At 28.8% G+C, this 23,770-nt stretch carries 23 protein-coding genes, 3 tRNA genes, 2 rRNA genes, 2 pseudogenes and 1 other annotated feature; of the genes and pseudogenes, 3 read left to right on the top strand and 27 right to left on the bottom strand.

The annotated features are described in order from the left end of the window. The 16 genes from LLF98_RS14940 to LLF98_RS14865 all read right to left on the bottom strand — a co-directional run. The coding region (locus LLF98_RS14940) for a GTP-binding protein (RefSeq protein ID WP_291704988.1) at positions 1-133 on the bottom strand (133 nt) is incomplete at its 3' end. Between the two features lie 63 nt (positions 134-196). Further along, a tRNA-Thr gene (locus LLF98_RS14935) sits at positions 197-272 on the bottom strand. Between the two features lie 77 nt (positions 273-349). After that, entirely contained in the window at positions 350-970 is a 621-nt protein-coding gene (sigH, locus tag LLF98_RS14930; protein WP_291704986.1) for an RNA polymerase sporulation sigma factor SigH, read from the bottom strand. An 86-nt stretch (positions 971-1,056) separates the two neighbouring features. Beyond that, positions 1,057-1,569, bottom strand: coding sequence for an NYN domain-containing protein (locus tag LLF98_RS14925; RefSeq protein ID WP_291704984.1), 513 nt, complete (start codon positions 1,567-1,569; stop codon positions 1,057-1,059). A 13-nt stretch (positions 1,570-1,582) separates the two neighbouring features. After that, entirely contained in the window at positions 1,583-2,494 is a 912-nt protein-coding gene (gene rlmB, locus LLF98_RS14920; RefSeq protein ID WP_291704981.1) for a 23S rRNA (guanosine(2251)-2'-O)-methyltransferase RlmB, read from the bottom strand. A gap of 30 nt (positions 2,495-2,524) precedes the next feature. Next, positions 2,525-2,938: a ribonuclease III domain-containing protein gene (locus LLF98_RS14915; protein WP_291704979.1), complete on the bottom strand. Its 414-nt coding sequence runs from the start codon at positions 2,936-2,938 to the stop codon at positions 2,525-2,527. A gap of 208 nt (positions 2,939-3,146) precedes the next feature. Further along, entirely contained in the window at positions 3,147-4,547 is a 1,401-nt protein-coding gene (gene cysS / locus LLF98_RS14910) for a cysteine--tRNA ligase (protein ID WP_291704977.1), read from the bottom strand. A gap of 17 nt (positions 4,548-4,564) precedes the next feature. Continuing rightward, positions 4,565-6,277, bottom strand: a complete 1,713-nt coding sequence (locus LLF98_RS14905) for a proline--tRNA ligase (RefSeq protein WP_291704975.1) — start codon at positions 6,275-6,277, stop codon at positions 4,565-4,567. Between the two features lie 119 nt (positions 6,278-6,396). Next, positions 6,397-6,579, bottom strand: a binding site (T-box leader). 65 nt (positions 6,580-6,644) lie between these two features. After that, positions 6,645-7,319 carry a 2-C-methyl-D-erythritol 4-phosphate cytidylyltransferase gene (ispD, locus tag LLF98_RS14900; RefSeq protein ID WP_291704973.1) on the bottom strand — a complete coding sequence of 225 codons (675 nt, stop codon included), beginning with the start codon at positions 7,317-7,319 and terminating at the stop codon, positions 6,645-6,647. A 21-nt stretch (positions 7,320-7,340) separates the two neighbouring features. Next, positions 7,341-8,444: a PIN/TRAM domain-containing protein gene (locus LLF98_RS14895; protein WP_291704972.1), complete on the bottom strand. Its 1,104-nt coding sequence runs from the start codon at positions 8,442-8,444 to the stop codon at positions 7,341-7,343. A gap of 241 nt (positions 8,445-8,685) precedes the next feature. Next, a complete protein-coding gene (gene disA / locus LLF98_RS14890; protein WP_291704970.1) occupies positions 8,686-9,750 on the bottom strand; it encodes a DNA integrity scanning diadenylate cyclase DisA in 1,065 nt (354 codons plus the stop codon). Between the two features lie 338 nt (positions 9,751-10,088). After that, positions 10,089-11,465 carry a DNA repair protein RadA gene (gene radA / locus LLF98_RS14885; RefSeq protein ID WP_291704968.1) on the bottom strand — a complete coding sequence of 459 codons (1,377 nt, stop codon included), beginning with the start codon at positions 11,463-11,465 and terminating at the stop codon, positions 10,089-10,091. 345 nt (positions 11,466-11,810) lie between these two features. Continuing rightward, positions 11,811-14,261 carry an ATP-dependent Clp protease ATP-binding subunit gene (locus LLF98_RS14880; RefSeq protein ID WP_291704966.1) on the bottom strand — a complete coding sequence of 817 codons (2,451 nt, stop codon included), beginning with the start codon at positions 14,259-14,261 and terminating at the stop codon, positions 11,811-11,813. Between the two features lie 25 nt (positions 14,262-14,286). Further along, on the bottom strand, positions 14,287-15,300 hold the full coding sequence (locus tag LLF98_RS14875) for a protein arginine kinase (protein WP_291704964.1): 1,014 nt from the start codon (positions 15,298-15,300) through the stop codon (positions 14,287-14,289). After that, entirely contained in the window at positions 15,281-15,871 is a 591-nt protein-coding gene (locus LLF98_RS14870) for a UvrB/UvrC motif-containing protein (protein WP_291704962.1), read from the bottom strand. Before LLF98_RS14870 ends, LLF98_RS14875 begins: the two co-directional genes overlap by 20 nt. A 14-nt stretch (positions 15,872-15,885) precedes the next feature. Beyond that, positions 15,886-16,341 (bottom strand): CtsR family transcriptional regulator, encoded by a 456-nt coding sequence (locus LLF98_RS14865; protein ID WP_291704960.1) that lies wholly within the window; start codon positions 16,339-16,341, stop codon positions 15,886-15,888. Positions 16,342-16,517: 176 nt separating this feature from the next. On the opposite strand from LLF98_RS14865, the gene LLF98_RS14860 reads away from it, so the two are divergent. After that, complete coding sequence (locus LLF98_RS14860; RefSeq protein ID WP_291704958.1) at positions 16,518-17,162, top strand: MBL fold metallo-hydrolase; 645 nt, start codon at positions 16,518-16,520, stop codon at positions 17,160-17,162. 246 nt (positions 17,163-17,408) lie between these two features. Here the strand turns inward: LLF98_RS14860 and LLF98_RS14855 are convergent, their stop codons facing one another. The 7 genes and pseudogenes from LLF98_RS14855 to LLF98_RS14825 all read right to left on the bottom strand — a co-directional run bounded on the left by LLF98_RS14855 (position 17,409) and on the right by LLF98_RS14825 (position 21,025). After that, positions 17,409-17,579 carry a 4Fe-4S binding protein gene (locus LLF98_RS14855; RefSeq protein ID WP_291704956.1) on the bottom strand — a complete coding sequence of 57 codons (171 nt, stop codon included), beginning with the start codon at positions 17,577-17,579 and terminating at the stop codon, positions 17,409-17,411. A 125-nt stretch (positions 17,580-17,704) separates the two neighbouring features. Beyond that, positions 17,705-17,908: a heavy-metal-associated domain-containing protein gene (locus tag LLF98_RS14850; protein ID WP_291704955.1), complete on the bottom strand. Its 204-nt coding sequence runs from the start codon at positions 17,906-17,908 to the stop codon at positions 17,705-17,707. Positions 17,909-17,919: 11 nt separating this feature from the next. Next, the gene (locus LLF98_RS14845; protein ID WP_291704952.1) at positions 17,920-18,825 is read right to left on the bottom strand and encodes a stage 0 sporulation family protein; all 906 of its coding nucleotides are present in this window, start codon (positions 18,823-18,825) and stop codon (positions 17,920-17,922) included. A 3-nt stretch (positions 18,826-18,828) separates the two neighbouring features. Further along, the gene (locus LLF98_RS14840; protein ID WP_291704950.1) at positions 18,829-19,761 is read right to left on the bottom strand and encodes a DNA polymerase III subunit delta'; all 933 of its coding nucleotides are present in this window, start codon (positions 19,759-19,761) and stop codon (positions 18,829-18,831) included. A gap of 76 nt (positions 19,762-19,837) precedes the next feature. Then, a pseudogene (locus LLF98_RS14835) lies at positions 19,838-20,083 on the bottom strand (cyclic-di-AMP receptor); the annotation flags it as partial. Between the two features lie 71 nt (positions 20,084-20,154). After that, on the bottom strand, positions 20,155-20,796 hold the full coding sequence (gene tmk, locus LLF98_RS14830) for a dTMP kinase (protein ID WP_291704947.1): 642 nt from the start codon (positions 20,794-20,796) through the stop codon (positions 20,155-20,157). Between the two features lie 46 nt (positions 20,797-20,842). Beyond that, positions 20,843-21,025: a sigma factor G inhibitor Gin gene (locus tag LLF98_RS14825; RefSeq protein WP_291704945.1), complete on the bottom strand. Its 183-nt coding sequence runs from the start codon at positions 21,023-21,025 to the stop codon at positions 20,843-20,845. A 277-nt stretch (positions 21,026-21,302) separates the two neighbouring features. Here LLF98_RS14825 and LLF98_RS14820 point away from each other — a divergent pair, with 277 nt between their 5' ends. Both LLF98_RS14820 and LLF98_RS14815 read left to right on the top strand, forming a co-directional pair. Beyond that, a complete protein-coding gene (locus LLF98_RS14820) occupies positions 21,303-22,481 on the top strand; it encodes a M20 family peptidase (protein WP_291704943.1) in 1,179 nt (392 codons plus the stop codon). A 346-nt stretch (positions 22,482-22,827) separates the two neighbouring features. After that, positions 22,828-23,072, top strand: a pseudogene (locus tag LLF98_RS14815) (CorA family divalent cation transporter); the annotation flags it as partial. A gap of 277 nt (positions 23,073-23,349) precedes the next feature. Here LLF98_RS14815 and LLF98_RS14810 read toward each other — a convergent pair. The 4 genes from LLF98_RS14810 to LLF98_RS14795 form a co-directional block, all read right to left on the bottom strand. Continuing rightward, positions 23,350-23,423 (bottom strand) — tRNA-Cys (locus LLF98_RS14810). Between the two features lie 6 nt (positions 23,424-23,429). Next, positions 23,430-23,505 (bottom strand) — tRNA-Phe (locus tag LLF98_RS14805). 5 nt (positions 23,506-23,510) lie between these two features. Continuing rightward, a 5S ribosomal RNA gene (rrf, locus tag LLF98_RS14800) occupies positions 23,511-23,627 on the bottom strand. A gap of 70 nt (positions 23,628-23,697) precedes the next feature. Next, positions 23,698-23,770: ribosomal RNA gene (locus tag LLF98_RS14795) — 23S ribosomal RNA — on the bottom strand; the annotation flags it as partial.

Genomic DNA, 23,770 nt, shown 5'->3' with positions numbered 1-23,770 from the left:
ATGCTTCTGCAAATCCTTTTTTTGCTAATACTGTTGTAATTGCAGCTGTTAATGTTGTCTTACCATGGTCTACGTGACCTATTGTTCCAATATTAACATGTGGCTTATTTCTTTCATACTTTGCTTTTGCCATTATAATTTCCTCCCTTATCATCTTGTAATAAACTTTGCCTAGTGTTTTCTTATCTTTATTATTTGGAGCTCACAATCGGGATTGAACCGACGACCTCCACCTTACCAAGGTGACGCTCTACCAACTGAGCTATGTGAGCATTCAAAAATCTTTATGCTCTTTTATATACCAATTATAAAGTTTACTATCATTTTTTTTATTTGTCAATATAAATCCTCACTTTAAGTCTAAGCATTTTTCTAATTTTCTTTTAACTCTTTGTAATGCATTATCAATAGACTTTGAATGTCTCTCTAAATCACTTGCAATCTCTTGATATGATTTACCATCTAAATATGATGTAAGAACTTCTAATTCCAAACCAGACAATACCTTCGAAATTTTTTCTTCAATATAATCTATTTGTTCTTTGCTTATGATTAATTCCTCTGGATCTGAAATTTTTAGTCCTGCTAGTACATCTAAAAGAGTTCTCTCAGCTTCTCCTTCATATATTGGTTTATTTAAAGATATATATGTATTTAATGGAATATGTTTTTGCCTAGTAGCCGTTTTTATTGCAGTTATGATTTGTCTAACTATGCATATTTCTGCAAAAGCTTTAAATGATGTTGATTTTTCTGGATTAAAGTCTCTGATAGATTTATATAACCCTATCATACCCTCTTGATAAATATCTTCCTTGTCAGCTCCAATTAAAAAGTATGATTTAGCTTTTACTTTTACAAAGTTTTCATATTTTGAAATTAGATATTCTTGGGCTCTATTATTTCCACTTTTAGCTTGTGCAACAATCTCTTCATCCGATTTATCTTTGAAATCTAAAAAAACTTTCAACTATTCACTCTCAACTCTCTTTTGCATTCAACTGACTACTCATTTAGACAATTATACTCTAGTAAAAATAAATTAGTCAACTGAATTTACTTGCTTCTTCTAATTTCTTCTAACACTTTAGCTGTCTTGTCATCTATATTATCACTTATACTATTTTTTTGTGTACTTTTGTTTTTATCAGTTTTAATTTTTATAGATTTCTCTACTTTAAGTACTTCGTTATAGAATTCCAAGGATGACATCCTAACTGCACCTCGCTGAAAAACAGTTTGTTGCTCTAAATTGTCTGAAGTAACCACAACTATTTCATGTTTTCTTCCTAAAGCATTTACCTTTTTTTCAATATAACTATCTGCTGTTTCTCCATCTTTTGTAAAAATTACAGAAATATTTTTGTTTACTTCTTCTTTTTTTTCAAGACTACCTATAACTTTATGTGCATCAAATACCAATACTATTTTACAAGCTTTAAAAACTCCATAATTATGTAGTTTATCAATCAAAGTTTGTCTTGCACCCTCGAAGCTGAAATCTTTTCTTTGCTTTAAATTCGGCCAACTATTTACTACATTATATCCATCAACAAAAATAGTTTTCACCATATACCTCTTTCTATTTTAATCGTCCCTTTAAAACTTCATACATAATTATACCACCAGCTACTGAGGCATTTAAAGAGTTAATCTCTCCGACCATTGGTATTTTTATTAGTTTATCACACTTTTGTACTGTTAATTTTGAAATCCCTCTCCCTTCATTTCCAATTACTACCGCACATGGACCACTAAAATCTACTTGATAACTGTATTCTTCTGCTCTTATATCCGCTCCATAAACCCAAACACCTTTTTGTTTTAAATCTTCTATTGTTGCGTTTAAATTGGTTACTTTTGCTATTTTTACATGTTCTATTGCACCAACTGAAGCCTTGTATACTGTTGTGCTTACAGATGCACTTCTTCTTTTAGGAATTATAATTCCATGTACCCCAAATAATTCCGCAGTTCTTACTATTGATCCTAAGTTATGTGGATCTTCAACTTCATCTAATATAACGATAAATGGAGATTCACCTCTTTCTTCAGCTAATGCCAATATGTCTGATATCTCAGAATATTTGTAAGGAGTTACCTTAGCTATTACGCCTTGATGTGTTCCTCCATTACACATCGAGTCAAGTTTTCTTTTATCCACTTCTTTAATCAAAACTCTTTTTTCTTTTGCTAAACCAACAATTGTATTTATGGACCCTTCCAGTTTATTGTTAGATATATACAGTGTTTCAATTGTTCTATCTCCTTTTAAAGTTTCAATTACTGCATTTCTTCCAATTACTATATCTTCTCTCTCTTCAATTTCACTATTTTCTTTGTTTATGCTAGTTTTTACTGTGTTTTCTTTTTTACTTTTACCTTTAGTCTCCTCATGATTTTTATCTTTATCTCTTAATCTAGATTTCTCTTCATTCTTTTCGTTTCTAATAAATTTACCACTTGAATTAAAACTTTTCGGTTTACTTGGCATTATAACTCCTCCTTTTTGAAAGATTAAATTTTATTTTATAATTTCAATACTTTTATTAAATATGAGGTCTAATCTTTCTTTATTTCCTGTTAAATATAAATATCCTACTAATGCTTCAAATCCTGTTGCCATCCTATAGTCTCGTACATCTGCATTTTTAGGAACTGTAGGAGATTTAGCATTTCTTCCTCTCTTGTAAACAGCTTCCTCTTCCTCAGTTAGAAGTTCTTCAATTTCATGCATTATGCATGATTGACTTTTGGCTTTCACATACCCAATTGCCTTAACATGAATTTTATTTGCTGACAATGCTGTATTCTGTGTCAAAATATAATTCCTAATAAAAACTTCAAATATACCATCTCCTATTATTGCTAATTGAAGTGGATTTAACATTCTTGCTTCATCTTTTGAAAATTCCCTCATTTTTAAATCATCTAACATTATAATTCTCCTTTTAAATAAGGCATATTCAAAAAACAACAAATCAGTATACTAATCTATTTTTGTCATACTACGTCGGCAGGTTCACCTAATAGTCCGTTATGAAGCAAATATACCTCCTTTTCCGACGCAAAATATACATCGCATCATTGACTTGTTATTTTCTCTCATATGCCTAAGGGGTGCAGAATTGCAACCCTTTCCTTAATTAATCAAGCTTTTTCCATCTAACCCCTTGTGGTGTATCTTCTAAAACTATATTTCTATTCTTTAAATCATCTCTTATCTTATCTGCTAAAGCAAAATCCTTATCTTTTCTTGCTTGCTGTCTTTTATCAATAAATTCTTGAATTTCAGCTTCTAAATCTTTCTTCATACGATTTTGAAGAATTCCAAGTGGTTTTCCAAGTTCTCTGATTAAAGCTTCTGCCTTTTCACATAATTCCACAGATGAATTTATATTAATAGTATTGTTAATATCTTTAATCAAATCAAATAATATTGAAATTGCATCTGCTGTATTAAAATCATCATCCATCTTTTCAATAAATCTCTCTTTATATTTATTTAAAGATTTTAAATATTCGTTTTCTTTATAATCCATTGTTTTTCTATTAACTTCCTCTTTTAAATTTTCAAGATTGTTTATGCCATTATACAATCTTTCCACGGATGATTTCGCTGAATCTAGAAGTTCTTTAGTAAAGTTTATTTGAATTCTATAATGCCCTGATAACATTAAAAATCTTATTGCATCTGCATCATATTCTTCAAGAATCTCTCTAGCCGTAAAGAAGTTATTTAATGATTTTGACATTTTTTTATTATCTACATTAACGAATGCTGCATGCACCCAATAATGTGCAAAAGGCTTACCAGTTACAGCTTCACTTTGAGCTATTTCATTTTGATGGTGTGGAAATTTCAAGTCCATTCCACCAGCATGAATATCAATTGTATCGCCTAACAACTTTTTTGCCATGCATGAACATTCTATATGCCAACCTGGTCTGCCAAATCCCCAAGGACTTTCCCATGCGGGTTCACCTGGTTTCTTAGATTTCCAAACTGCAAAGTCCATCGGATCATTTTTTCTTTCATCAACAGATATTCTAGCGCCAGCTTGTAAATCTTCTAAATTTTGACCTGCTAATTTTCCATAATCAATAAATTTCTTTGTGCTATAATATACATCTCCATCTACTTCGTAAGCAAATCCAGCTTCAATTAATTCTTGAACGAATTTTATTATATCTTTAATATATTCTGTTGCCCTAGGATTAATAGTTGCTCTTTCAATTTTAAGTGCATCAGCATCTTTATAATATTCTTTAATATATTTATCTCCAAGTTCTTTTACAGTGACACCTTCATCATTCGCCTTATTAATCATCTTATCATCTATATCAGTAAAGTTTTGAATAAATGTAACTTTATATCCTCTGTATTCTAAATATCTTCTGATAGTATCAAAAACAATAAACGTTCTTCCATTTCCTATATGAAAGAAATTATAAACAGTTGGCCCACAAACATACATTTTAACTTCACCTGGAATAATAGGGATAAATTCTTCTTTTTGTCTAGTCAAAGTATTATATATCCTCATTAAATTACCTCCTAAAGTTATCTTAATTTTAAATTATTTTTTTCAAATTCACCTTTTATTACATTAAAAACATCACTTATTTTGATTACTCCCATTTCGCCATCTCTAAGCTTAAATTCAACTTCTCCGTCACTAATTTTTTTACCTACAGTTACTCTCATTGGTATTCCCATCAATTCTGAATCTTTAAATTTTACTCCTACTCTTTCATTTCTGTCATCTAAAAGAACTTCTATACCTATGTTTATTAATTCTTCATAAAGCTTATTTGCCACTTTAGCTTGTTCTTCATCCTTAACATTTACAGGAATTACTGAAACATGATATGGTGCAACAGATAATGGCCATATTATTCCATTATCATCATGATGTTGTTCAATTATAGATGCCATTGTTCTTGTGACTCCAATGCCATAGCATCCCATTATAAATGGCTTTTCTTTACCTTCTTCATCAATAAAATTAGCATTCATTGCTTCTGAATATTTAGTTCCAAGTTTAAATATATGCCCAACTTCTGTTCCTCTTGCAATAGTAACTTCACCACCACAAATTGGACACTTATCTCCTTCAACAACATTCCTGAAATCACCAATTGTTCCTTGGAAATCTCTTCCATAGTTCACATTTCGCACATGATATCCTGTTTCATTTGCACCAACAACAAAGTTATACATATTCTTTATTTCTTCATCTACCAATATTAAATCAGCCTTTATCCCTATTGGTCCAGCAAATCCAATGTCACATCCAGTTGCATCTATATATTCTTGATGTGAAGCCATTTCTATATCTCCAGAAGCATTTGAAGCATTGGCCACTTTAACCTCATTGACTTCTCTATCTCCCCTTACGAATACTGCAACAATTTTTCCATCAACATTATATAATAAAGTCTTTACAGTCTTTTTAGGCGATATGTTTAAAAATTCTGATACCTCATCTATTTCTCTACTATTTGGAGTAGCTATCTTTTCTGATTCCATTAGTTCTTCTTTTTCAACTTCTTCTAATTCAGAAGTTGCTTTTTCAATATTTGCTGCATAATCACATTCACTGCAGAATACTACATCATCTTCTCCAACTTCTGATTTAACCATAAATTCTGCTGAGTTAGAACCACCAATAGCACCTGAGTCTGCTGCAACACATTTGGCATCTAGTCCGCATCTATTGAATATTTTAGCATATGCGTCATGCATTTTATCATATACTAAGTCTAAACCCTCTTGATCTTTATCAAAACTATATGCGTCTTTCATAATAAATTCTCTAGATCTCATAACACCAAATCTTGGTCTACGCTCATCTCTATATTTAGTTTGAATTTGATATAAATTAAGTGGTAATTGCTTATATGATTTAATTTCATTTCTTGCTATATCAGTAAATACTTCTTCATGAGTAGGTCCTAAACAAAAATCTCTTTCTCCTCTATCTTTTAATCTAAACATTTCTGCTCCATATGCATCCCATCTACCTGACTCTTGCCATAATTCTGCAGGAATAATAGCTGAAGCTAAAAATTCTTGTGCACCTGCTGCATTCATTTCTTCCCTTACTATATCTTCTACCTTTTTTAAAACTTTTAATCCAAGTGGCATATAGTTGTATATTCCTGCTGCCATTTTTCTTATCATTCCGGCCCTTAGCATAAGTTTATGACTGTCAATTTCTGCTTCTGCTGGTACTTCTCTTAATGTTGATATTAACATATTAGACATTTTCATTTTGTTTTTCCTCCTATAATTTTATTTATATTATATCTAAATAATTTAGCTAAAAATGTATTTTTCAAATTCTAAAAGAGTTTCTTTTTTAAAAAATAAAAAAGCCCGCCTAATATATTCATTAGGGCGAACTTTTTATCGCGGTACCACCTAAATTTGTTCTCTAAATAATGATAACGGTATTAAACCGATAGTTTTTACCTATACTCCGAAGCTGGTTCAAAGTCTGTTTAAAAGTCTTACAGCCTACGGACTTTTTCTCTTAATAATCGACTTCTACTATTCTTCATCATCGCTCTATGAACTTCATTTTATTTTAACTTATTATAACTTCTTGGATTTTACCTGTCAATATATTATGATTGTACTACTTTTTCACCAAATATTCTGCCAAAATTAAGTCTTCTTGTGTTGTTATTTTGATATTAGTATAGTGCCCTTCGTAAATATAAACCTTATTTCCACAAAGTTCTACTACCATAGTATCATCAGTAACCATGATTCCTCTTAGTTTAATTTTTTTATGACACTCATATATCATATTAAAATCGAAAGCTTGTGGTGTTTGAATCGCAACAAGATTATTTCTAATCAATGTATCCATTGAAAAATTATTCGCATCTTTAACTTTTATAGTATCTTTAGGCATTACTCCTGGTGCTGTAGCTTTATAAATTCTAGCGTATTTAATAGCGTCATTTATTATTCTTTGTGACACAAATGGTCTTGCTCCATCGTGAATTAATACTATATCTGAACCTTCCAATTGAACTAAAGCATTATATACAGAATCCTGTCTTTCTTTCCCTCCAAATACTATTCTGTCAACCATTAGTCCATATTTATCTAATACCTCATTCTTACAATAATCTCTTTCATCTTCTGGAATCACTAAAACAATCTTATCTATTAAATTATTTTTTATAAACTGTTTCAGAGTGTAATAAAGAATGGGTTTCCCATCCAAATCAATATATTGTTTGCTTTGAACAGAACCCATTCTCTTACCTCTTCCTCCAGCTAATACTATTGCACTAACCATACAGAAAAATCTCCTTAATTCTTAATTATCTTTTGGTTTTGCAAAAATCATTCTTCCTGCTGCTGTTTGAAGCACTGATGTAACTATAACATCTGTTGTTTGTCCTATATATTTTCTTCCACCTTCTACAACAATCATAGTGCCATCCTCTAAATATGCTACTCCTTGACTTGATTCCTTACCATCTTTTACTATATCAATTGTCATTTCCTCTCCTGGTAATACAACAGGTTTTATTGCATTTGATAATTCATTTATATTTAATACTGGTACTCCTTGAAACTCAGCTACTTTGTTTAAATTATAATCATTTGTAATAACTTTTCCATCTATCTTTTGAGCAAGCTTCAGCAATTTTGCATCAACTTCAGCAATTTTGGGAAAGTCATCATCTACGATTTGAGTTTCTATTGATAATTCTTTTTGTATTCTATTTAATATATCTAACCCTCTTCTACCTCTATTTCTTTTTAAGGAATCTGAAGAATCTGATATATGTCTTAATTCATCTAATACAAAATTAGGTATAACTAATGGGCCTTCAACAAATCCTGTTTCACAAATATCAAATATTCTTCCGTCAATTATAACTGATGTATCTAATATCTTTGGAATCCCTATAACAACTTCTTTAACTAATTCTTTAGCCTTCTTTTCTTTAATTACAGGCCTTTTAATGTTAACAAGTAGAGCTGTAACATCCTCTTTCTTCTTAATCATTATCTTTGCACCAATCACAGCTGCTAATATATTTAATAAAATTAATAGTATTGGTCCTAATTGTTTGTGAATACTACTTATTGGTTCTGCAATAAAGGTCATAAGAATTAAAGCAATAACAGCTCCTACAGTTCCATAAATTATTTCTGTTATGCTCATTTTTTGCATACTTTTTTCAATATATTCAATTAAATTAGAAATACCCTTATATATAGTAGGAGAAATAATATACAATATAAGTCCAAAAATAAAACATATAATAATAATAAATACAACCTTAGAAATATCAGTTGAAAGGTAAATTAAACTAGCAATTGGGGGTATTGTAAGTAATAATTCAGATATAAAATATCCTATTATTAACCCAATTACAAAAAAAATTCCACTTAATAATTTCTTTAACACATACTTCACCTCCTTCTAATTATTTACATTTTAATAGTGCTTTAATCATATTTTTAATATTTTGCCTATACAGTTTAATTATAACATACAATAAGTTTATCTAAAATGAATAAATTATTAAGTTTAATTAATAATTTCATATAGATACTAAAAAACTGACCAAAAATGTAGCTATAATAAACTAAAATAGATGAGTTCTTTCTATTCTAAATAACTTTATTTTAAGACAGTTTCTTTTTGGCTATATTTCTTTTTTTAATGATACTTGTTCTTTTATACGTTTCAATCCATCTTTAATAGCAGTAGCTCTAGCTTCTCCTATTCCCTCAACATTGTCTAAATCAACTATATCTGCGTCTACTATATTACTTAATTCTTTAAATTCTTTTATAAGATTATCAATAACATTTGATGGTATCCTTGGTACTTTGCTTAATGCTCTATATCCCTTTGGAGATATTAATGTATCCATAAGAGGAATCCCTCCATGACCTAGAGCTCTTGAAATTGAATCTAATTCCAATAATTCTGATGAATTTAACTTTTGAATATGTTCATACACCTCATTATATTGCAATCCATCCTCACAATAATCCCTAATTAATAATATACCATCTCTTTCTATATGCTTAATTAGTTCATTAAGCTGCATAGATATTAATCTGCCTTCATTTCCAAGCTCTAATATATACATATTGATCTCTTCTACTATTCTCATTACCATTTCAGTTCTTTGGACTGCAGTAACTACATCAAAAAGTGTTGTTAAATCTTGAAATTCTAATAGATTTAAATTATTAATAACACGATCAAGTACTGCAACATATTTCTCTAATGTTTGAATTGCTTGATTAGCCTTACTCAGAATTATACTACTTTCTCTTAATACGTATTTTATATCACCTTTATACATAGTTATTATATTTCTTCTTTGAGAGATTGCAATTACTACCTTGTTAGTTTGTTTAGCTACTCTATGTGCTGTCCTATGTCTAGTTCCTGTTTCATAAGTTGGAATAGATGAATCTGGTATTAATTGAGCATTAGCACAAACAATTCTCTTTAAATCTCCAGTTATTACAATGGCACCGTCCATCTTAGCTAATTCATATGCATATGATGGGGTATACTCTGAGTTAATATAAAAACCACCATCAACTAGCTTCATCACATCTTCATCATCTCCAATTACTAATAGTCCACCTGTCTTGGCTCTTAATATATTTTCAAGACCTTCCCTTAGCTGAGTGCCTGGGCACATTATCTTTAAGACATTTTTGATTCCTATTCCCTTCTCTATTCTCATACACTCACCCATTTTCTTTAAAATCTTATTTGTTTTTTTATTTACTATCCCTACCACATCTATGGACTATTACGAAATCCGATATTTTAACAATGCCAATATATAAGTAATTTCAAAACTTAACTTTTAAACTCTAAAACTATAATACTATAATAACTATAATCTCTCAATCATATTTATTAAATTTAAATATGATATGTTTTCTTGTTGAAAAATATTTCTGTTCAACACATTGAAATTACTTTACATACATTATTCTTACTCCATATCACATACAAAATATGCATACATTTACATTAAAGTTATTTATTAATTATATTCTTTCTTTAATCAAAATTCTAATGATTATACACATGACTTATTACATTCGTTAATGTCTTTACTTCAATTACTTCAATTTTTTCAAAATTACTTTCTCTTATAAATGAATCTTTGGGAACATAAACTTTTTTAAATCCCATCCTTTCAAGTTCTTTAACTCTACTTTCCAATGATGGTACCTTTTTAAGCTCACCAGTCAATCCTACATCTGCTATAAATGCAATATTAGACTCTATACCTTCTTGCTTTACAGATGATACTATACTCATTATCACAGCTAAATTAATTCCTTGTTCCCTTATTTTTATACCACCAGTAGTTTTAATAATCACATTTTTATCATACAGATTAATACCACCACGTTGTTCTAATATAGATATTAAAGTATTTAATTTATCTTTACCTAATGTTTCTCCTATACGTGTAGGATATGGTGTAAAGCTTTTAGACACTAGACTCTCTATCTCAGTTATAATGGCTCGTGTTCCTTCCTTGATTACAGTTAATGCGCTTCCAGAGACTACTTCACCTTCTTCACGTTTTGTCATAAAAAACTCTGATGGATTATCTATTGAAATAACACCTTTCTCGCACATTTGGAAAAATCCATTTTCTATACCACCAAATCTATTTTTAGAGCTCACAAGTACACGTAATTCTTCATCATTATCATCTTCTATTATAAGAACTGTATCAACTAAATGCTCTAATGCTCTTAATCCTGCAAGTTCATCATTTTTAGTCATCTGTCCTACCACAATAATAGCTCTTGGATTTTTTTCATTTTTAGCAATCTGAAGAAGTGCATTAGCACATTCCATAGTTTGTGTAGGAGATCCTGCTCTTGCTGGTAATGACGCTTCCATAGTAAATGTTTGAATACTATCTACAATTAGCATGTCAGGATTTATTTCTTCCACCGCATCCAGAACATTATCAAGACTTGTTTCTTGTAATACCCATATTTTATCATTAATCTTATCAAGAATTCTATCTGCTCTATTTTTAATTTGACTGTCACTTTCTTCTCCCGATGCATAAATAACTTTATACCCTTTTTGCGCTATGGCATCTGAGATTTGAAGAAGCAATGTTGATTTTCCAGCGCCAGGTCTAGCAGTTATAATTGAAATTGAATCTTTTACAATTCCTCCACCCATCACTCTATCAAATTCATTTATTCCTGTAACTATTCTATCACTTTTATTAGAAACTACTTCTAAAAGTTTTTTTATTGGCTTTTTAGATGCTTGCCTTACTCTTGTTTGTAAGCTTTTTGATTCAACAACAACTTCTTCTAGTGTATTCCAACTATTGCATGTTGGACATTTACCAAGCCACTTTATACTTTCAAAGTTGCAGTTTGAGCACCTATATAAGGTTTTCTTTTTCATAAATATCTCCTTCTATTTTGTAAATAGATGTTATTTTAACTCTTCTATAATATAATTAATCAAAAAATATATACTACATATTTCTATAATATTATTGTAAAGAAATATTAATATTATAACATACTAATTCTTTCAAAATATTGACTTATCCAATATTGATTTTAAATTAATTATGAATTTATCATCTTTGATTCACTATATTTTACTTTTATAAATATCATTTATATCTTTTTTTAATTTTATCATTAATATCCCTGTGAACTATTTATATATTAGATTTAGAAAAATAGACCATTTCAAAATATAAATAATTTATATTTTTGAAATAGTCCATTAAGCTTTAAATTATTCCCCAACTAATTTATTAAAAACAAGTTTATTTTCTGATTCACTAACTTTTACCTTATCTCCAATTTTTATATTTCCTTGCAAAATTTCTTCACTTAATCTATCTTCTACTTCTTTTATAATAAGTCTTCTTAACGGTCTTGCTCCATAATCAAGGTCAATTCCTTTGTTTAATAAGAACTTTTTGCTATCATTTTGAAAATTCAGATAAATTTTTCTACTCTCAAGTCGTTTTCTTATTGATGCGAGCATTAAGTCCATTATTGTATCTAAATCTTCATCGCTTAATTTATGGAATACTATTGTATCATCAATTCTATTTAAAAATTCTGGTTTAAACTTTTGTTTTAATTCTTCTAATATGTTTTCCTTCATCTTTTCGTATTCAGTTTCACTATTAGCACTAGCATTATTAAACCCTATATTCTTTTGCTTTCTGATTTGATGAGCTCCAACATTTGAAGTCATTATAACTATTGTATTTTTAAAATTCACTACCTTTCCTTTGCCATCTGTAAGTCTTCCATCTTCCATAAGCTGAAGCAATACATTGAATATATCAGAATGAGCTTTTTCAATCTCATCTAAAAGAATTATTGAATATGGTTTTCTTCTAACAGCTTCTGTAAGTTGACCACCATCATCATGTCCTACATATCCAGGTGGAGAACCTATCAATTTAGATACCGAATGACTTTCCATATACTCTGACATATCAATTCTTATAATACTATTTTCATCACCAAACATAGCTTCTGCAAGAGCCTTAGAAAGTTCGGTTTTTCCAACTCCAGTTGGCCCTAAAAATATAAAACTGCCAATTGGCCTATTAGGGTCTTTAATTCCAACTCTTGCTCTTCTTACAGCTCTAGCTATAGATTTTACTGCCTCATTTTGTCCAACAACTCTTTTATGCAATATGTTTTCTAAATCTAATAATCTTTCACTTTCTAATTCAGTTAATTTTTTTATCGGAATCTTTGTCCATGATGATACTACACTAGCTATTTTTTCTGCGTCTACAATTAATGTCTTAATTGAATTTTGAGTATCCCAATTATCTTTCATACTTCTTAATTGTTCTTTTAATGCTCTTTCTTTATCTCTTAAATTTGCAGCTCTTTCAAAATCTTGAACTCTTATAGATTCTTCCTTTTCTTTATCTATATTTTCAATTTTTCCTTCTAAATCTTTTAAATCTGGTGGTGTTGTTAAGTTCTGTATTCTTACTTTCGCAGCTCCTTCATCTATTAAATCAATGGCTTTATCTGGCATAAATCTATCTGTTATATATCTGTCAGACAAATTTACTGCTGCTTGTAGTGCTTCATCTGTAATCTCAACTCTGTGATGTGCCTCATATTTATCTCTTAAACCTTTTAAAATTTCTAAAGTTTCTTCTTTCGAAGGCTCTTCTACTGTTATAGGCTGAAATCTTCTCTCTAATGCAGAATCTTTTTCAATATATTTTCTATATTCATCAATAGTTGTTGCTCCAATACATTGAATTTCTCCTCTAGCTAAAGATGGCTTTAATATATTTGATGCATCAATAGCGCCTTCTGCTCCACCTGCACCAATTATAGTATGAATTTCATCTATAAAAATAATAATATCCTTATCTCTAACAATTTCCTCCATACTCTTTTTAAGTCTCTCTTCAAATTCCCCTCTATACTTCGCACCTGCAACCATAGATGTTAAATCCAAAGAAATAACCCTTTTATTTTTAAGTATTTCTGGAATATTTCCTTCAATTATTCTTTGGGCTAATCCCTCGATTACGGCTGTTTTACCGACCCCTGGTTCACCAATTAGACACGGATTATTTTTAGTTCTTCTACAAAGAATTTCCAATAATCTTTGAGTTTCTGTCTCCCTTCCTATTACAGGATCTAATCCTTGCTCCTTAGATAAAGCTGTTAAATCTTTACCATACTTATCAAGCATAGGAGTGGTTTGTTTTTTGCTATTATCTACTGCCTTTCCATCGCTAACCTTATCTTCATAGGTTCCTGATAAAAATATAAGCAATTCTTCACTTATAATAGCAAAATTAAGATTCAAACTCTTTAAAATGGTATATGCCATTCCTTCTTCTTGATTAAGTAATGCTAGCAAGATGTGTTCTGGACTAACATATTTATGGTTTAATTTTTTAGCTGCTGCAAAACTCTCATCTACTAACCTCTTAGTTCTCGGTGTTAATAATATATTATCATCTGATTTTTTGATATCACCATATCCTAAATATCTTTGTATCATTGTTGTAATATTTTCACTAACGATTCCATTCTTTTTTAATAATCTAGCTGAATATCCATCTTCTTTTAAAATTCCCAATAATATATGTTCTGTTCCAACATATCCATGCTTAAACCTTTCAGATTCATTTTCAGCTTCTAAAATTACCACTTGTGCCCTTTCTGTTAATTTATTATATTCCATATTCTTTAAACCTCCTATCTTTTCTTCATGTCAATATTTCCTTCACGAGTTTTGCTCTTTCATACTTAATTTCTTTAGCATCTAAATATCTTCCTAAATAGTTTTGAAGTGATGAATTGCTTGTAAGTATAAGTAATTTATCCAATTTACTTTTATCAATATCTATAAGTGAAAGTTCTGCTCCTAATCTAACATTAGACAATAAATCAATAATTTCCTTAGAATCTAAAAGAATTGCACATTTTAATATTCCATATGCTCTATATACCTTATCCTCTAATTCATATCTACACTTGCTAAGTAATATTTCTCTAAATTTATTCTCTTCTACTATTATCTCTAAAATTGCCTCTTTTAATTTGATTATAATATCTTCTTCTGTTAATCCCAATGATATTTTATTAGCTATTCTATATAAATTTCCATAAACATTTGTGCCTTCTAAATACACTCCTTTTATATTCATTCCTATTTTGCTAAGATTTTTTGAAATATTTTCAATTTCCTCACTCATAGTAAGTGCCGGTAAATGTATTATTACTGATGCCTTCATTCCTGTTCCAATGTTTTCTGGTGATGTTGTTATATATCCTAAAGTTTCATCAAATGCATAATCAAAATTTTTTTCTATTTTATCATCAATGCTTGTTACTTTCTCAAAAGCTTTTTCTAAATTTAATCCTTCACTTATACATTGAAGGCTTACATGATCTTTTTCATTTATCATAATACTAAGAGTTTCTTCTTTATTTAAGATAAATGACCCTTTATCAGAATTTTTTAGAAGCTCTTCACTTATTAAATCTTTTTCTAAATATTCTTTACCAAATTCTTCTTTTGTATTCCAAATTTCATATAATGTAAGTTCTTCATCAATTAGTTCATTTTTAAGTACATTATATATTTTTTTGCCATTATCTCTACCCTTTATATAATTTAACTTATTAGGAAAATGCAAATTGCTAAAGTTTCTAGCTAACAATATTTTGCTACTTAATACTATACCTTTTTTACTATCTTTATGAATCAAGCTGTCCATTGCAATTTTCCTCCTTCACACATACTGTTTCTTTAACGTTACTTTCTAATATATAAAGTTCTAATTTTTTAATCTCATCTCTTACAATTGCTGCTCTTTCATATTCCTCAGTCACTATTAATTTTTGCATTTCTTCTTTTAAGTCTTTAAGTTTTCTCCTTCGAATAAATTCTTTACCCTTCATATTAGGTATTTTACCCACATGCTTTACTCCTGCTTGTGAACTTTTTATTCTCGGCTCAAGTACAACTTTAAATTCTTCATAACAGTCAGAACATCCTAATTTACCTGTTTTTTTGAATTCATCATAAGTTAACCCACAATTTGAACAAACAATTTCTTTTATTTTATTATTATCTATATTAACTTTATTACTATCTGCATTAGATAATATTTCTGTAAGCATACCTTGTAATGGAAAATTCACATTTTGACCAATTGAATTAAAAAATGGAATGCTAGATATATCCTTAACACAATTTTCACATAACCAAATCTCATGCTTTTGTCCATTTACTACTGTAATTAAATTTATTTTCGCCTCATTTTTTTTGCATTTTTCACATAACATATATATCCCCACCTTTAAGATAAAATTATCATAACCATTCCTTTTAAAATATCAGCTCTAACTTTATTTTTATTATCTGTTGAAGTTAAACTTCTATCATTTATTGCTATTTTCATTATCTCATATTCTCTTTTTTCAATAATTCCAGACTCTAATAAATCTTTGAGTAATCCATTTGCATTATGATATGTCATTGCATCTCCTATACTTTGATTTATTAATTCTTCTCTTTTATTAGAACTATCATATTCTAATTGTTTAATAGCTATATGACCGCCTCCACCTCTTTTGCTTTCAATTAAGTATCCTCTTTCATAAGTAAATCTAGTTGTTAATACATAATTGATTTGAGACGGTGCACATCTAAATTGATCTGCCAATTCGTTTCTTTGTATAAAAATTACGTTGTCTCTGTTTTCATTAAACATTTGTTTTATAAAAGCTTCTATTATATCTGAAAGTCTTGCCATAATATCACCTACTTAAACTTTAATCAAAATATTCGTTCTTGACTTACTTTGACTTTACACTATTATACTATAATATTTTTATTTTTTAAAGTATCAATACAAATTTATGATTATTTCTAATTTTATATGTTAATAATATTTAGTAACACTTAAATTTAATTCATGGAGGTTTTTTTATGCAAATAACTTGGTATGGACATTCATGTTTTCTTATAAAAACATCCATTGGTAAACGAATTTTAATTAATCCATTTGATAATAACCTCGGATATGATAACAATTTTCCTAAATGTGATTTAATAACTATCAATCATAATCATTTATATAGTTCATATTTAAATAATAGTAATGGTACAACTAAAGTCATTAGCGAAATTGGAACTTTTGATATGAATTCTTTAAAAATAGAAGGTCTTAGTTCGTTTCATGATAAATGTAATGGACTTAAAAGGGGACCCAACATTATTTATATATTTAAAGATGATACTTATTCTCTATGCCATTTAGGAGACTTAGGTCATATTCCTCATTCATTAGTCTTGGAAAAATTGAAAAACATTGATATTTTACTTATACCTATTGGTGGTCACTTTACCTTGAATGGATTTGAAGCTGCAAAACTTAGCAACCTTATTTCCCCTAAATATATAATTCCTATGCAATATAAAACTAATAAAACATCTTTATATTTAGATGATCCTAAAAATTTTATTATATCAATGAAACATATAAAAAAAATTAATTCAAATATATTAGATACTTCAGATTTAGATTTTAATTATAAATCTGAATGTATAATATTAACACCTCCATATAGTTAATATTATAAAAATTATTTTAATCAACCAACTTATTAATTTAAAATATTTTATACTTTCTTATATAAAACAGAAGTAGCTGTGTCACGCTTCTTTCAGATACCAATCAAGAAATTTTTCTCACTCTTAAACATCTAAATTTATACAGTAAGGACTCTAAGTTTAGACCTAATAACTCTTTCAGCCTTGTAAATTCCATACTTCTCCATGCACAAAAAAAGACCGCCTTAAAGACGATCTTTCTTTTTATTACTCTTGGTTTGGAGCTCCCACTGGGCAAACATTAGCACAGTTTCCACAATCGATACAAGTATCTGCATCAACAACGAATTGAGTATCTCCTTGAGTTATAGCACTAACTGGACATTCTCCAGCACACGCTCCACAACTAACACATGAATCATTAATAACAAATGCCATCTAGAACACCTCCTAATAAATTGTAGTAATTAACCTCTTACATTTTAACATGTATTCTTATGTTTTAAAAGTATTTTGTGTCCTAGGCAACTTATTTTTTAGTATTAATATTCTATAGATTAAAATCACATGATTATATATCCTAAATCTTCTATAGGATTAATAATTTTTTCAATATTCAAAAATGTTTCATTATATATTACTGTTAGTTCTTTTTTGGTTAATGATATTTTACTAGCTATTATTCCAGAATTACTTTTAACAATTTCTTGAATTATTTTAGCATCGTGATGAGACTCCATATTACAAATCTTAATAACAGATTTCATAGAAATTCCTCCTATTTTTCCTTAATAAGATTTTTCATTAATTTTCTATCTTCTTCCGATTCTGCTATTATTTTAATATTACTTTCATCAATAGTATCTTCATATTCTCCTGAAACAAGTTCTATATCCGTTATCTTAAATTCTTCAACAACTTCTTCATCGCCTCTTTTAAGTTTAACTTTTATAATTTCTTTAACTATTGAATTACCAATAACTTCTCCATTCCCTTCTTCAGTTTTAACAATGGACCCAACCTTAGGTAATCTCTTTCTTATATCTTCATATGTAGTTTGCTCATAGTTTAAACAACACATTAATCTTCCACATATTCCAGATATTTTAGTTGGATTTAATGAAAGATTCTGTTCCTTTGCCATCTTTATAGACACTGATGCAAAATCTCCTAAAAATGTAGAACAACACATAGATCTTCCACATGGTCCTAGACCTCCAACCATCTTAGCTTCATCTCTAACTCCAATTTGTCTTAATTCTATTCTAGTCTTAAATATAGTCGCTAAATCCTTAACTAGCTCTCTAAAATCAACTCTACCATCGGCTGTAAAATAGAATATAACTTTATGATTATCAAATGTATATTCTACATCTATTAATTTCATATCTAGCTGATGTTCTTTGATCTTCTCTAGACATATGTCTAATGCTTCTTTTTCTTTCTCCTTATTGTCTTTATGCTTATTAATATCCCTTTCATCAGCAATTCTAATAACACTTTTTAATGGTGATACTATTTCTTCTTCTTTTACTTCTTTTATTCTTATAACGCATTCACCAAATTCTACGCCTCTTGCTGTTTCTACTATTACATAGTTTCCCTTTTCAATTGGTAATTCTTCTGGGCTAAAATAATAGATCTTTCCTGCCTGTTTGAATCTTACTCCTATAACATTTATCATTAATTATACCTCCGCAAATCCCATAAGCAAAACACTTATAGTCATTGAATAGTTTGCATTACTATTTAAATTTATTCTAGCTTCTTTTATGTATTCTAACATACTATTTAACTTTTTATAAGACATTCCTCTTGATATATCCTTTATTTTATATACTTTATCAAAATTAACAATAAGTTCATTATTATTAAGTTCTTTAAATATCATAATATCCCTTATATATGACAAAAGTATATTTAATAGTTCAATTTTATTATCTTTTGAATTCTTTAACATTTCCCCATATTTTAATGTAATTCCTTGTTCTCTTTTTAAAATATCTTCAAATAACTCTATGCATATATCTCTTAAACTTTTTAAATTTTCATCACCTATAAATCTATCTACTTTTCCTGGCACACCTGCACTATATGCTAGTGCAGATTTTTTATCTTCTGAAGTCAAATTAGCATATTTCTCTTCAATATAAATTGAAATCTCTTCTTTATTTAATGGGGTTAATTTATAAATTTGGCAACGAGATTTTATGGTATCTAGAATTACTTCTAAAGAATCACTCAACAATATTAAATATACTCCTTTTGGGGGTTCTTCAATGGTTTTGAGTAATGCATTTTGAGCCTGTGTTGTTAATTTGTCACATCCATATAATATTAATACTTTTTTGTTACTCTCATATGGCTTTTTATTAACCTCATTTATGATATTTCTAACATCATCAACTCCGAAAGAACTAGAAGAAGGATAATACCTTACAATATCAACACTCTCTGCATTATCTCTTCCTTCTATAATTTGATTTGAAATATATTTAGCTATTATGCTCTTTCCAATCCCATCATTTCCAATGATTAAATTAGCATGAGAAAATGAGTCATTTAATTTCCTATTATTTATACTATTAATAATATTTTCATGCCCAATTATTTTTCTCAATGCCTATCTCTCCTTGATATCATATTTTCGCAAATTCATCTACATTAATTTGTACAGCATATTGTTGCATATATCAACCTTCACTACCTCCCAAAGTAGTTGATGTAACTAATGTTTCTTTTCTCTTTTTAGATATCTGTTTAATAACATCAATAACAGTATGAACTTTCTCCTCTTCAATACCCACCATTAGTGTAGTATTACCAGACTTAAGAAATCCCCCTGTTGTTGCTAATTTTATAACTCTATAATTTTCTTCTGTCAAAACGTCTATAACATCTGTTGAATCCTAATCTTGAACAATTGTAATTATCAACTTCATTATAATTACTATCCTTAAATAAAATAATTTACTATCTATTATTTTACCACAAATAGAAGCTTTTTTATCATTTAGTTTATATTTGCCCATATTTTAGGCTTCAATATATTTTTTATTTGCATAATTACATTTTCCTTTGATTGCTCTGCATCTATTTTTATGATTCTATCCCTATTATTTTCATAAATAACATTATATCCTGACCTAACCCTTTCATGAAAATCTAATTTTTCTAGATCTAATCTATTTATTTCTCTGTGTTCATTACTATTAATTCTTCCTAACCCAATTTTAGGATCAAGATCAAACAATATCGATAAATCAGGCATATATTCTCCAATAGCAAATTTATTTATGCTCATAACTTCTTCAATACCTAAATTTCTTGCATAACCTTGATATGCTAGCGATGAATATATAAACCTATCACAAAGAACTATTGAACCTTCTTCTAATGCTGGTATTACTTTTTCTACAAGATGTTGTCTTCTTGCAGCCACATAAAGCAAAGCTTCTGTTCTAGCATCCATAGTCTTGTTTTCCTTATTTAATATAACTTGTCTTATTTGTTCTGATATCTTAATTCCGCCAGGTTCTCTCGTCTTTATGCACTTAAAATTATTTTCTATAATCCAATTATATATTTCATTAATTGCCGTTGTTTTTCCAGTACCTTCTCCACCTTCAAAAACTATAAATAAACCTTTTTTCATATAAATACCTCACTCTTAAGAATGTTTAAGTATAAATAATTCACTCTTAAGCATGTTCATTAAATAGAATTATTTTAACCTGATCTTTGTAAATATCATAATCTGGATTGATTATAGTTGTATTCACAATTTCCTCTTCACATGCTTTGCAAATCTTTTCCCCATTCAATATTATACCATTACAATCACTTGCACCACATATGAAGCATGATTTATTTAAATTTTCCATGTATATTCCCCCTTATGTTTGTAATTCTTATATAATTATTTCCATATTAACTACTTTTAATACAAATCATAGGCTTAAATAATTTATTAATTGCATAAATATTTTTTTTTACTTTGGGTAACAATAATAAAGAATGAAACAAACTTTTCCATTAATAACTATTTTAGAAATAAAAACAATAAGAAGAAAGGAGAACTTACTGTAAAACAAAACAAAATATGAGCTATATAAAATTTAGCACTTTACTTTTGTACGTTTTGAGTAACAAATTGAATTTATGAAACAAAAAATTATTTCATTTTTATCTACTTATAGTGATAATATTAAAAACTTATGTACTTATTTATATGAGAATCCTGAAGCAAGTTATAATGAGTTTAAGGCTTCTAAATATATTTGTGATTTATTATATAAATATAATTTTGAGATCGAGAAAAATTTTTTATCTATTGAAAATGCTTTTATAGCTAAAAAGGGAGTAGGACATCCAAAAATTTGTTACCTTTGTGAATATGATGCTATAAAAGATGAAGGTCATATTACAGGACATAACTTGGTTACTGCCATGTCTGTCTCAGCTTCGCTGGCCTTGGGGAATATTATAGATAAGCTTGGAGGTTCTGTAATATTGATTGGTTGTCCTGGTGAATATTTAGGTGGAACTAAAGGAACTATGGTTAAACAAGGAGTATTTGATGATATAGATGTAGTAATGTTAGCTCATCCTGACATTTCTACTTGTGAAAGTGGTTCCTCATCAGCAATTATTCCACTAGGACTTAAATTTGAGAGTGAAAATAAATTAACCTTCTTAAATAAAAGAGATTATACCTCCCTAGATGCAGTTTTATTAACTATTAATATTTTAAATTCTATAAAAAAAGGTTTCCCTAACAACTTAGAAATAAATTCGATTATATCAAATGGAGGTTATACTACATTATTATTGCCATCAAATTCTGAGATTAAGTTTTGTATTCGTGCATCCGATACAAAAACTGCTAACTATGCTTATGGCAAAATAAGAAAAATTGCAGATTATGTATCTAACTTAATAGACGTACCCAATAAATTTTTCTTATATGAGTCTCCAAATACAGAGTTAATTACAAACCGTACTTTAAATAGATTATTTAGTCATAATTTAAAAGAGAATGGAATAATAAATATTAATTCTGCAAGAGATATATATGCTGGATTAAGCATTGGTGATGTAAGTCATAAAGTTCCATGTATACATCCTTATATATCTATAGTAGAAAATAGTGATATTAAATACGGAAGTTTAGAATATGCGAAAGCAACCGTATCTCCATTTGCCTTAAAACAATGTACTATAGCTGCTGCATCACTTGCCTCAACAGCTATTGATTTAATAGAAAATGAATCTCTACTTAATGAAGTTAAAGATGAATTTTTTAATGCTAAAAAAATTAAAGTAAAAAACTTATTATAGAATACTAAGAGTCTATGAAGGAACTTGTATCTTCTTAGGCTTTTATTTTGTCATTAAGCATCTAAAAGAAATTAACAATTCAAAGATTCTATTTATATTTTCTGAAATATACCATAATATTATTAATGCTAAAATAGTAATTAATAAATTAAAACAATCATCAAGTGCTTTATGTTTACAAACTACCTTACTGGACAGTCAAAAATTTTATGAATTAAGTAACAAAATTTTTAGGTATTTAATAACATCATCAAAAACTATAGTTTCAGAAGCAACTGTAGCATACTACTTACGAAAAAACATTATTCGCATTATACCTAAAAATGCAGGTTTAAGCATAACTAAAATAATTAAAAACAAGAAAGTTATAGAAACAACTGAAATTTATAGTAACATATTAGCTAGTACAATGGATTTCTTTGCTTTGTAATATCTAATAATCTAAATATAGTAATGAAGGTTCTTGCATCAGTTACAATACTTATGGCAATACCCACTATTATCAATGGAATATTTGGAATGAATATAACCCTACCAATAGCCCCAGATGATCCAACTGGGTTTCCAATAGTTACGGGACTAACCCTTTAGAGCAAATACATTATATTTCTTGTGTTTTGTTTTATTATTTTCTTATTATTTAAAATTATACTAATTCAATATATCTTAAACTAATATATATATTTTCCTATTTATATTTTAAATTTACATACATATCAAATATCATCAATTAACTTTTTTACTTACTATAACATGTATAGATAATATACAACACATGTATTTACTTCAATAACTACCGGTAGAAGGTAGAGCTAATGGCATTTTAAGTACAACAAAAAAACCTTGAAATATACATTTCAAGGTTCCTTGGAGGCGCCACCCAGATTTGAACTGGGGATAAAGGTTTTGCAGACCTCTGCCTTACCACTTGGCTATAGCGCCATTTTATGGTGGCTCGAACTGGAATCGAACCAGTGACACGAGGATTTTCAGTCCTCTGCTCTACCGACTGAGCTATCGAGCCATCTTACCTCGCAACTTCCTACTCTCCCACACAGTCACCCGTGCAGTACCATCAGCGTAATAGACCTTAACTGTCCTGTTCGGAATGGGAAGGAGTGTTACCTCTATGCCATCATCACGAGATGTTGAAAAAACTATGTTCTTTCAAAATTGCATATAAATATTAATGTATTATTTACAACTTGATTATATATTGGTCAAGCCCTCGACCTATTAGTATCAGTCAGCTAAATATGTTACCATACTTACACCTCTGACCTATCAAC

Origin of the sequence: Clostridium sp., assembly GCF_021372645.1 — a bacterium.
Taxonomy (GTDB): Bacteria; Bacillota; Clostridia; order Clostridiales; family Clostridiaceae; genus Clostridium.
This window is presented reverse-complemented; position numbering and strand designations above follow the sequence as displayed.

Coding starts and splice junctions, on each gene's coding strand:
- rlmB (WP_291704981.1), bottom strand. CDS start 2,494: ATGCCAAGTAAACCGAAAAGTTTTAATTCAAGTGGTAAATTTATTAGA.
- LLF98_RS14915 (WP_291704979.1), bottom strand. CDS start 2,938: ATGTTAGATGATTTAAAAATGAGGGAATTTTCAAAAGATGAAGCAAGA.
- cysS (WP_291704977.1), bottom strand. CDS start 4,547: ATGAGGATATATAATACTTTGACTAGACAAAAAGAAGAATTTATCCCT.
- LLF98_RS14905 (WP_291704975.1), bottom strand. CDS start 6,277: ATGAAAATGTCTAATATGTTAATATCAACATTAAGAGAAGTACCAGCA.
- ispD (WP_291704973.1), bottom strand. CDS start 7,319: ATGGTTAGTGCAATAGTATTAGCTGGAGGAAGAGGTAAGAGAATGGGT.
- disA (WP_291704970.1), bottom strand. CDS start 9,750: ATGAGAATAGAGAAGGGAATAGGAATCAAAAATGTCTTAAAGATAATG.
- radA (WP_291704968.1), bottom strand. CDS start 11,465: ATGAAAAAGAAAACCTTATATAGGTGCTCAAACTGCAACTTTGAAAGT.
- LLF98_RS14880 (WP_291704966.1), bottom strand. CDS start 14,261: ATGGAATATAATAAATTAACAGAAAGGGCACAAGTGGTAATTTTAGAA.
- LLF98_RS14875 (WP_291704964.1), bottom strand. CDS start 15,300: ATGGACAGCTTGATTCATAAAGATAGTAAAAAAGGTATAGTATTAAGT.
- LLF98_RS14870 (WP_291704962.1), bottom strand. CDS start 15,871: ATGTTATGTGAAAAATGCAAAAAAAATGAGGCGAAAATAAATTTAATT.
- LLF98_RS14865 (WP_291704960.1), bottom strand. CDS start 16,341: ATGGCAAGACTTTCAGATATAATAGAAGCTTTTATAAAACAAATGTTT.
- LLF98_RS14860 (WP_291704958.1), top strand. CDS start 16,518: ATGCAAATAACTTGGTATGGACATTCATGTTTTCTTATAAAAACATCC.
- LLF98_RS14855 (WP_291704956.1), bottom strand. CDS start 17,579: ATGGCATTTGTTATTAATGATTCATGTGTTAGTTGTGGAGCGTGTGCT.
- LLF98_RS14850 (WP_291704955.1), bottom strand. CDS start 17,908: ATGAAATCTGTTATTAAGATTTGTAATATGGAGTCTCATCACGATGCT.
- LLF98_RS14845 (WP_291704952.1), bottom strand. CDS start 18,825: ATGATAAATGTTATAGGAGTAAGATTCAAACAGGCAGGAAAGATCTAT.
- tmk (WP_291704947.1), bottom strand. CDS start 20,796: ATGAAAAAAGGTTTATTTATAGTTTTTGAAGGTGGAGAAGGTACTGGA.
- LLF98_RS14825 (WP_291704945.1), bottom strand. CDS start 21,025: ATGGAAAATTTAAATAAATCATGCTTCATATGTGGTGCAAGTGATTGT.
- LLF98_RS14820 (WP_291704943.1), top strand. CDS start 21,303: ATGAAACAAAAAATTATTTCATTTTTATCTACTTATAGTGATAATATT.